8 protein-coding genes are annotated in these 10,219 nt (G+C 28.0%); 2 read left to right on the top strand and 6 right to left on the bottom strand.

The window, feature by feature from the left end:
* The 6 genes from AYC59_RS05385 to hrcA form a co-directional block, all read right to left on the bottom strand.
* On the bottom strand, positions 1-1,994 hold a 1,994-nt coding region (locus AYC59_RS05385), incomplete at its 3' end, for a hypothetical protein (RefSeq protein WP_211260014.1).
* 425 nt (positions 1,995-2,419) lie between these two features.
* A complete protein-coding gene (gene dnaJ / locus AYC59_RS05380; RefSeq protein WP_066896021.1) occupies positions 2,420-3,577 on the bottom strand; it encodes a molecular chaperone DnaJ in 1,158 nt (385 codons plus the stop codon).
* Complete coding sequence (locus tag AYC59_RS05375; protein WP_066896018.1) at positions 3,577-4,449, bottom strand: aldose 1-epimerase family protein; 873 nt, start codon at positions 4,447-4,449, stop codon at positions 3,577-3,579. Before AYC59_RS05375 ends, dnaJ begins: the two co-directional genes overlap by 1 nt.
* A 44-nt stretch (positions 4,450-4,493) precedes the next feature.
* Complete coding sequence (dnaK, locus tag AYC59_RS05370; RefSeq protein ID WP_066896015.1) at positions 4,494-6,302, bottom strand: molecular chaperone DnaK; 1,809 nt, start codon at positions 6,300-6,302, stop codon at positions 4,494-4,496.
* Positions 6,303-6,313: 11 nt separating this feature from the next.
* Complete coding sequence (gene grpE, locus AYC59_RS05365; protein ID WP_066896012.1) at positions 6,314-6,853, bottom strand: nucleotide exchange factor GrpE; 540 nt, start codon at positions 6,851-6,853, stop codon at positions 6,314-6,316.
* A gap of 10 nt (positions 6,854-6,863) precedes the next feature.
* Complete coding sequence (hrcA, locus tag AYC59_RS05360; protein ID WP_066896010.1) at positions 6,864-7,898, bottom strand: heat-inducible transcriptional repressor HrcA; 1,035 nt, start codon at positions 7,896-7,898, stop codon at positions 6,864-6,866.
* A gap of 583 nt (positions 7,899-8,481) precedes the next feature.
* Here hrcA and fni point away from each other — a divergent pair.
* Entirely contained in the window at positions 8,482-9,432 is a 951-nt protein-coding gene (gene fni, locus AYC59_RS05355) for a type 2 isopentenyl-diphosphate Delta-isomerase (protein ID WP_066896007.1), read from the top strand.
* Entirely contained in the window at positions 9,422-10,156 is a 735-nt protein-coding gene (locus tag AYC59_RS05350) for a gamma-glutamyl-gamma-aminobutyrate hydrolase family protein (RefSeq protein WP_066896004.1), read from the top strand. The genes fni and AYC59_RS05350 overlap by 11 nt, the downstream gene beginning before the upstream one ends.
* Positions 10,157-10,219 lie beyond the last annotated feature (63 nt).

Below are 10,219 nucleotides of genomic sequence, written 5' to 3'. Positions count from 1 at the left end.
TCATTCCATAATGTATTAACCAATAACTTTCCTGAAGTACTACTATATTTTCCTTTTAATGTTAATTTATCGTGATACTTACCATTATCTAAAGTAATCGTTCCTGAATTTGTTATTTTTGATTTATCATCTAAAGATGATGAATTTAACACAAATTCAGAACGTGAACTTGCAACAGCTTTCGGATCTTGATTGTTCTTTTTATATTCTTTTATAGCTTCTTCTGCTTTTTCTTTTGCTTCCTCAGCTTGTCTCATTGTTTCTAAATTTTCTGGTGTTGGAGGTAAATTATAACGCTTTAATCTTTCAATTTTTTTCTTTGCATTTTCAAAATTTTCTGTTAAATTTTTAGGAATAGGAACATTACTATAATCTCCAGCATTCAAATTAAATTGAGAAGCATCTAGTATAGAATTTTCCCTAATATTTAAATTATTAAAAGTTGATTCATTAACATCTCCTTTATTTTTTAACACCCATTTAGAACCACTTTCTAAATTCATATCTAATCTAGCATCAAAACCTCTACCAAAAGCCTTATTTACCATTCCATAAATACTAGCTTTATCTTTAATTGTTGCTGTTAATGATGATACAGTATTTTTATCAACTCCTTGTGTTTCTATTAACCAACCATTATTAGCAGCTATTGCTTCTGATTTTTCTCCTGATAATTCAAATACAGCATTTTTTGAAGCATAGCCTTTTCCACCATTTAAACTTGATTCAAAATTACTTGCTTGACCAAATGAATTATCTTTAGCTATTTCTGCTTTTGCTAAAATTAGAGATTTGTCATTTGACACCGTACTTAATTTAGTGTTGTGTAATTTTACACTTTGATTTTCTGCATTTGAATTACGAGTAGTAACCAATCCCCAATCTTCTGACTTATTATAATCAACTTTAGATTTTGTTGAAAATCCTAGTACATAATCTTGCATATCAAAAACTATTGCAGAATTTCCTGCTTTAATTAAAGAGGCTTCAGTTGTATTTTTACCTGTTACTTCAAAGCTGGTATTATTGGTAAATAATCTTACAGCTCCAGAATTTGGCATTTTTGTTGTATCTATATTTAACTTACCATTTACTTCTACTTTTGATGCCTTATTTTCATCAAATTTTTCTACAGGTTTTCCTATCTTAATTGCTGCAGAATTTACACCTTCACCTATTACTGTAATATTTGTATCTCCATTAAATGTAGCTTTTGATTCTTCTCCAGAAACATATACTCCTGCTAAATAATCCCCAGATTTAGTTTTTGATACATCTTCTACTAAAATATTTGTGTTTCCATTTGAAACAAATTCTGCCTTTGCGCCATTTGTTCTATATACCTTTAATCCTGATAATTGATATCCAAATCTAACGTGAGCAGTTATTGTAATTCCCCAAAAACTTTTTGAAACTGTTTTAACATTAAAAGTAGTATCTTCTGTATTTCTAACTTTAACATCCATATTATTTACAGTTAATTTAGAAGTATCTGTTTTATTTCCACCATTATAATTATACCCAACAGCTACACCATAACTTGCATTTGAATCTGCAGAACCTGAAAATTGTCCTGTCGTATCTTTAAAAGTAATATCTACATTAAGATTGTTAACATTTACATCCGAATCCCCTCTTGTTATTAATCCTTTTGATCTTGTATGAGTTACACCCTCTTTAGGTGCTATCGTTATACTTAAATCATCTCCTTTTACACCTTTACCCTTTAATTCCAAGTGAGCTTCGTTAGCATTTATATCTTTTATATCAAACTTTACTTTTCCTTCTAATTTTGTTCCATCTTTGGTTGTTACAAATGAACCATTACTTTCTCCAGTATATGTTGTTCCTTCTTCACTCCCTATAATCTTATTATTTTCATCTATTTGTCTTTTTGCATCATCAATTGTTTCTGCTGTTGATAATACTCCTCCACCAATAGAAATTAATAGTAATGATAAAATTCCTAAATTTAATTTTTTATTTTTCCCCATACAATCACATCCTTATTTTTATATATTTTTTATTAATATTATACACCTATTATTGTTATTTTTCAATTAAATGTTGAGATTCTAGGTTTAGTTTTTCATAAAAATAAAATTTATATTGAATTTCCTTTATTTGATTTTTTTAGTTATACCTGCTTCCACAATTTTCCTAACCTCAGTAAAATCATCAGAAACCAAGTGTCTACTATTATAACAAGCAATCATTGTGCATCTAATTACTTTTAAAAATTTTCCCCATTTCTTATATTCTAAAACCTATCAAACTAACTTTACCCTGCAACTTTTTGATATTTCACATCATCTCCAGATTTTTCTATCCACTTCTCTAGCAATATGCTAATTGTAAGTAAAAAAATATACCTCCAAACCTTTTAGCAATTTTACCATCCAGTTTTTTGGTATATTTTCTATTTATCATTAAACCAATCTTTTATTTTATCAAAGAAAGTTTTTGTGTGTTTTTCATTATTTTCATTTAATAAAGAATAGAATTCTTCTAATTTTTCTTTTTGTTGTTTATTCAAGTTTTGTGGAACTTCAACTTCTATTTCTATAATTTGAGATCCTATTCTATGATTGTATTTTATACCTGCATCTCTTATCTTCATTTTTGTTCCATTTTGAGTTCCCTCATTTATTTTAATTTTAGTTTTACCTCTTAATGTAGGAATTTCAACTTCTCCACCTAATGCAGCGACTTTAAAGCTAATAGGTACTTTACAATAAACATCTATACCATTTCTAATAAACATACTATTAGATTTTTCTCTAATTTGTATATATAGATCTCCAAATTCACTTCCAGGACCTGCATAATTTCCACCATCTCTTACTACAAGTCTTGTACCATCTTCAACACCTGCTGGTATTTTTATAGTCTTTTTAATTCTTTCTGTTTTAGTTCCTTTACCATGACAATGTGAACATTCTTTTTTAGGTTTTTTACCTGTTCCATGACATTCTGAACATTCAACATGCACTCTTCTATTTCCAAATATACTTCTTTGTACTTCTTCAGTATAACCTATACCGTGACAATGTGAACATGTAGCCATTTCTTTATTTTCAGCACCTGTTCCATCACATTTATCACATTTTCCTATTCTGTTATATTCTATATCTTTTTGAACTCCATCTGCAATCTCTTGAAGCGTTAATTCTACAGTTTGTAAAATATCATCTCCCTGTCTTCTTCCACCAGAAAATCCTGATGAAAAGCCACCTGAGAATCCTCCACCACCAAAGAAATTAGAGAATATGTCCTCAAAATTAAATCCTTCAAATCCTTCAAAACCACCAAAGCCTTGTGCGTTTCCAAATCCACCATTTTCAAAAGCAGCATGTCCATATTGATCATATAGTTGTTTCTTTTCTGGATCTGATAATATTTGATAAGCTTCATTTAATTCTTTAAATTTTTCTTCAGCTTCTTTCTTTTTTTCCTCAGTTTCATTTGCCATTTTATCAGGATGATATTTCATAGCTGCTTTTCTAAATGCTTTCTTTATTTCACTTTCAGTTGCATTTTTGTTAAGTCCAAGCAATTCATAATAATCCTTCTTCATTAATATCCTCTCTTAAATTCAAATTTTAATGTTGAATTAAACTCTGAATTTCCGTTTAATTTCTGAATTCCTTCTTTTGCTATAATATCATTAGATGTATTTAATATATCGTTAATTCCATACCATGGTTCTATACATACAAACGGTGCATTTAATGGTTTCCAAAAAGCTATATATGGAAAATCTTTAAAATCAACCATAACTTCTTTTTTATTAGTTCTTGATTTAATATACACTTTAGTTGAATTTAAATTTTTAAATGAAATAGCATCTTCTACAAAATTTTCATCTACAATTTCTAATTTTGTTTTATCTTCTTGTAATGAAAAGAAATCTTTCATTCCATCATAAAATCCTGTTTTTAAATCTAACTTATATTTTTTAGCATCCTCTGGCACTTCAAATTCTATATACGCATTACCTTCATAATCATTTTGAAGGGCAAAAGCAGGATGTGCTCCTATAGAAAAATACATTTCATCTTTATCTAAATTAACTACTTTATACTTTAGTTCAAAACCATTATCTGTTAATATATATTCTAAAAATAAGTCAAAATTAAATGGATATTTTTCTAAAGTTTCTTCATTTGAACTAAACTTAAAAATTGCTCTATCTTCGTGTTTTTCAACAACTTCAAAAATATTATCTCTTGCAAAACCATGTCTTGTAGTAATAGTATATTCTTTACCCTTATACTCATACTTATTATCTCTTAATCCTCCAACAAATGGGAATAAGATAGGAGATGTTTTTGCCCAAAATTCTTCCTTATTCCATAAAAATTCTTCACCATCTATAGTAAATGATTTAATTTCTGCACCTTTTTCTAAAACATGTGCAACATTAGCACCTTTTTTTAATATAACCATGTATACTCTCCTTTTATTATAGCGAAGAATAGGTCTTAAAAGACCTATTTAACTTCTTCTGCTTCAACTATGTCATCTTCTGATTTTGTATTTCCTGATTCTGCATTAGTATTTGTAGCTTGTGCTGCTTGATAAATTCTTGTAGCAAATGCTTCACTTGCTTTAGATAATTTTTCTATTCCTGATCTAATTTCCTCTATATTATCTCCATCTTTAACTTTTTTAAGTTCTTCAATTGCAGATTCTATATCAGCTTTTTCAGTTCCTTGTAATTTATCTTCATTTTCTTTTATAGTTTTTTCCATAGAGATTATTAATTGATCTGCCATATTTCTTGCTTCAATTAATTCTCTAAATTTATTATCTGCTTCCTCATTAGCTTCTGCTTCTTTTTTCATTCTTTCTACATCATCTTTACTTAAGTTTGATGAACCAGATATAGTTATTTGATTTTCTTTACCTGTTCCTAAATCTTTAGCTGAAACATGTACTATACCATTTGAATCTATATCAAATGTAACTTCTATTTGAGGAATTCCACGTGGTGCTGCAGGTATTCCTTCTAAGTTAAATTGTCCAAGTGAATGGTTTTGAGAAGCTTGAGCTCTTTCTCCTTGTAATACATGTATAGTAACTGCTGTTTGATTATCAGTTGCAGTTGAATATACTTGTGATTTCTTAGTAGGTATAGTTGTATTTCTTTCTATCATTTTAGTAAATACTCCACCCATAGTTTCTATACCAAGTGATAATGGAGTAACATCTAATAATAGAACATCTTTAACATCTCCTGCTAATACTCCACCTTGAATTGCAGCTCCCATAGCAACAACTTCATCTGGATTTATTGATCTATTAGGTTCTTTTCCGAAGTATTCTTTAACCCATTCTTGAACTGCTGGTATTCTTGTAGATCCTCCTACTAATAATACTTGTTCTATATCTCTTACTGTTAATCCTGCATCATCTAAAGCTTGTTTAACTGGTCCTTTAGTCATTTCAACTAAATTCTTAGTTAATTCATTAAATGCTGCTCTTGTTAATTTCTTTTCTAAGTTTTTAGGACCTGTTGCATCCATAGCTATAAATGGTAAAGAAATTGTAGTTTCAAGTGTTGATGATAATTTCTTTTTAGCATCTTCAGCTGCATCTTTTAATCTTTGGTATGCTTGAGGTTCTTTTCTTAGATCAATTCCATGTTCTTTTTGGAATTCATCTGCAAGCCAATTAATAACAGCTTCATCAAAGTTATCTCCACCTAAGTGGTTATTTCCTGCTGTAGCTTTAACTTCTACAAGTCCTGATCCAACTTCAAGTACTGAAACGTCAAATGTTCCTCCTCCTAAGTCAAATACTAATATTTTTTCTTCTCTTTCTTTATCTAAACCATATGCAAGTGCTGCTGCTGTTGGTTCGTTTATAATTCTCTTAACTGTTAATCCTGCAATTTCTCCAGCATCTTTTGTTGCTTGTCTTTGAGCATCTGTGAAGTAAGCTGGTACTGTAATTACTGCTTCTTTAACTTCTTCTCCTAAGTAGCTTTCAGCATCTTTCTTTAATTTCTTTAAAGTCATAGCTGAAATTTCTTGTGGAGTATAGTTTTTACCATGAATATCAACTTTATAATCTGAACCCATATGAGTTTTAATTGAAATTACTGTTTGTTTTGGCTCTGTAATTGCTTTTCTTTTTGCTGTTGATCCTACTACTATTTCTCCATTTGATTCTATAGATACTACTGATGGAGTCGTTCTTTCTCCTTCAGAGTTAGGTATTACTGTAAATGCACTACCTTCCATTACTGCTACACATGAATTTGTTGTTCCTAAATCTATTCCTATTATTTTTGCCATTTTGTTTCCTCCTAGTTATTTTCTTCTTTCTTATTTATTACAACCATAGATGGTCTTATTACTCTTCCTTTTAATTTATATCCTTTCTGATGTACAAATACTATAGAATTATTTTCTTTATCGCTTTCATTTACTGTTGCTATAGCATGATGCACTTCAGCATTATATGGTTCATTTTCTGTAGGTATTTCTTCAACACCTTCGTGTTTTAACATTTCATTAAAGTTATTAACACTCATATTAATTCCTTCTATAAGTGCTTCTTTATTATCATTTTCTGCTGCAACACTTAAGGCTCTTTCTAAATTATCTAAATTTTCCAATACCTTTAATATTATATTCTTAGCTGCATATTCTTTATACTCTTGCAATTCTTTTTCTTTTCTTTTTGAAAAGTTTTGAAAATCAGCCATTTTTATTGCATAAGCCTTTTTATATTCTTCAAGTTCTGCCTTAACTTTATCTAATTCATTTTCTTCAGGTTTAACTTCTTCATTTGTTTCAGTTTCAACCTCAGCTTCTATTTTTTCATCTTTTAATTCTTCGTTCATCTCGCCTCCTCTAAAGTTTAAGTTCTAAAAATTTATTCCCTGCATTTTGATTAAGAGATTTTTTAAGCATCGTAATCACAAAATCAATTGTAGCTACTATCTTTCCATAATCTATACGAGTAGAACTTAATAGTCCTAAAACTCCTTTATCATCTCCAAATTCGTAACATTTAAATATGAAAACATAGTCTTTTAAATCTTCAATTTCTAAATCTTTACCAAAAACTATATTTGCTTTTTCTACATCATATTCTGATTCTTTTGCAAGTCTTCTAAAAATATTTTTAATTTCAACTTCATTACTTACAAATTTTATCGTTTTAACAAAACTTTCAAGATCCATATTTTCATGAGTAATTAGATTATCTACTCCATCTATGAATATCTTATTTTTCTCAAAAATCTTTTTATCTTCAACTTCTAAATCAGTTTTACCTATCTTACTTAAAAATTGTTCAAGATCAGATAAACTGAAATCTTTATGAGTTGTTTCTATTAAATTTTTCATATATATATTAAGATTTTCAACATTTTCTTCAGTTATATATGTAGACATCGATAATACCGATGTTTTTATTATATTATTATTAAGTACAACAACCACATATACATCTCTTTCAGTTATCTTAATAAACTGAATTTTTTTAATACTTTCAACTTCTGATGAAGGTTCTAATACTACAGACATACATCCTGAAACTTCAGCTAATAGCTTTGCAGTTTCTTTGAATATTATATCTGTCTTATTTATTCTTTTTTGATAAGTTAAAAATATTTTATCCTTAATTTCATCAGGTATATCAGTTTCTTGAAGAAGATTGTCTATATACATTCTATAACCCTCAAGTGTTGGTACGCGTCCTGATGATGTATGAGTTTTTGTTATTAAACCCATTTCTTCTAAATCTGCCATTACATTTCTAATTGTAGCACTCGATACACCCATGTTATATTTTTTTTCTAAAGTTCTTGATCCTACCGATTCACCACTATTAAGATAATGACTAATTATTATTTTAAAAACCTCTTTTTCTCTATCATTCAAAAGCTTTCACCTCCTGTTAGCACTCCCATCCTTATAGTGCTAGTATATCACTTTGGTTTTTTATTGTCAAGTATTTTTTTAGTTTACCATTTCGTTAATATTAAAGATTATTACTCTAGTAATTATAGTTTTTTCTGTAATATCTTGTAATGTAGAAGGTAAAATTAATGAACCTATTACAAGTAAATATTTTGAAGTTAATGTGACATCAAAAGAAATTTTAGATGAATTTACTTCTAAATTTGATTATCAATAAAAAATATTTCAAGTAGTACAAAACTTATTAAGAATTATAATTTTCTAGTAGTAAATAATAATATTAAATATGAAACTTTAGATCAATCATATGATAATAAATTAGTAAATTATCAAGAAATCGAACCCTTCGTACAATTAACATATGACTTTTATTATGACCTACCTTTAGAAATCATACAAAGTAAAGATACAAAATTAAAACTTAAAGGTAATGATATATTAATAAACATAAATAATTAGAATCCCGGCACATTCTTTTTATTATATTTCTTTATTTTATCTACTTTTTATGATATAGTATATATACAAATATTAAGGAGAACTTATGGAACGTAAAGACGATCATATTAGATATGCATTAATGCAAAAAAATGAACATAACTCTTTTGATAAATATGAATTAGAATATCATTCTATACCTAATTTTGATATATCAGATATAGATATATCAACAAAAATAGGTGATCTTTCTTTAAATTTCCCTTTCTATATAAATGCAATAACAGGCGGAAGTGTTAAAGGTGATAAGATAAATAAAGATTTAGAATATATTTCTAAAAGAACAGGTATTTTTCTATTTCCAGGATCTTATTCTCCATTTTTAGGAAAAGATGTTTCAACTTATCCTAAAGGACAAGGATCTAATCTAGGAATTGATAAATCTGTAGATAAACATTTAGAAACTATATCTAAAAGTAAATCTAAAATACATCAAGTACATATTAATCCTATTCAGGAAATATTAATGCCTGAAGGAGATGAAAATTTTAAAAATTGGGAAAATAACTTAAAAGAAATAGTTAAATTTTCTCCAGTTCCTATCATTCTTAAAGAAACTGGATTTGGAATGAATGAAAAAACTATAGAAAAAGCTATATCTCTTGGAATAAAAATAATAGATATAAGTGGGAAAGGTGGAACAGATTTTTCTATTATAGAAAATATGAGACGCAAAAAACCTAAATACTATTATCAAGAAATGGGTTATACAACAGTGGATTCTCTTCTATATGCTCAAAAATATTCTAATAACATAGAATTTTTAGCTAGTGGTGGGATAAGAAACCCTTTAGATATAGTTAAATCTTTAGCCTTCGGTGCAAAAGCTGTCGGTCTTTCAAAAACTTTTCTTGAATTATTAGAAACCAAAGGTAAAGAAGAGGTTATAAACATAATGCTTGAATGGATAGAAGACATTAAATATATTATGTTATTAACAAATTCAAAAAATATATCAGAATTAAAAGGTAAGGTGAAATTAAAAAATGATAAATAAAGCAGTAATAGGAATATCTTCAAATTTAACTTTTGAAAATGAAGCATCTTTTTTAGGATATGAAAGAGCTTATGTAAGCCAAGACTACGTAGATAGTGTTATAAACTCTGGTGGTATACCTTTGATTCTTCCTATGACAAATGATGATGAAATTATTAAAGCATATGTTGAAAAAATAGATGGTTTAATTCTTACAGGAGGATACGATGTAAATCCTTTACTTTACAAGCAAGATCCTCACAAATTATTACAAGAAATTTTACCCAGAAGAGATGAATTTGAAATAAAATTACTTAAAGAAGCATGTGAACAAGGAAAACCTATCTTTGGTATATGTCGTGGATTACAATTAATAAACGTTGGATTTGGAGGTACTTTACATCAAGATATTTCACTTGCTCCATTTGAAACTATTAAACATAATCAAAATGTTAAATGGAATGTTCCAACACATAATATTAATTTAGAAGGAATACTTAAAGATATACTAAATAAAGATCAATGTTTAGTCAACTCTTTCCACCACCAAATAATAGATGAACTTGCACAAGGATTTAAAGCCGTAGCTCGCTCAAACGATGGTGTAATAGAATCTATATTCTTTGAAAATCATGACCTTTGGATATTAGGAGTTCAATGGCATCCTGAAATGATGACACATAATAATTCAGATTCAGTTAAAATATTTAACTTATTTATACAAAAATCATTGGAAAAAAGATAAAGGTAGCGTTTGCTACCTTTGTTGTTTAATAATATTTATTAAAATAAAAGAGGCTGTTGCAAT

The organism is Pseudostreptobacillus hongkongensis (genome assembly GCF_001559795.1).
GTDB lineage: Bacteria > Fusobacteriota > Fusobacteriia > Fusobacteriales > Leptotrichiaceae > Pseudostreptobacillus > Pseudostreptobacillus hongkongensis.
The sequence above is the reverse complement of the archived record's forward strand: the minus strand, read 5'-3'. Positions and strand labels throughout refer to the sequence as shown.

Coding starts and splice junctions, on each gene's coding strand:
- dnaJ (WP_066896021.1), bottom strand. CDS start 3,577: ATGAAGAAGGATTATTATGAATTGCTTGGACTTAACAAAAATGCAACT.
- AYC59_RS05350 (WP_066896004.1), top strand. CDS start 9,422: ATGATAAATAAAGCAGTAATAGGAATATCTTCAAATTTAACTTTTGAA.
- grpE (WP_066896012.1), bottom strand. CDS start 6,853: ATGAACGAAGAATTAAAAGATGAAAAAATAGAAGCTGAGGTTGAAACT.
- dnaK (WP_066896015.1), bottom strand. CDS start 6,302: ATGGCAAAAATAATAGGAATAGATTTAGGAACAACAAATTCATGTGTA.
- fni (WP_066896007.1), top strand. CDS start 8,482: ATGGAACGTAAAGACGATCATATTAGATATGCATTAATGCAAAAAAAT.
- AYC59_RS05375 (WP_066896018.1), bottom strand. CDS start 4,449: ATGGTTATATTAAAAAAAGGTGCTAATGTTGCACATGTTTTAGAAAAA.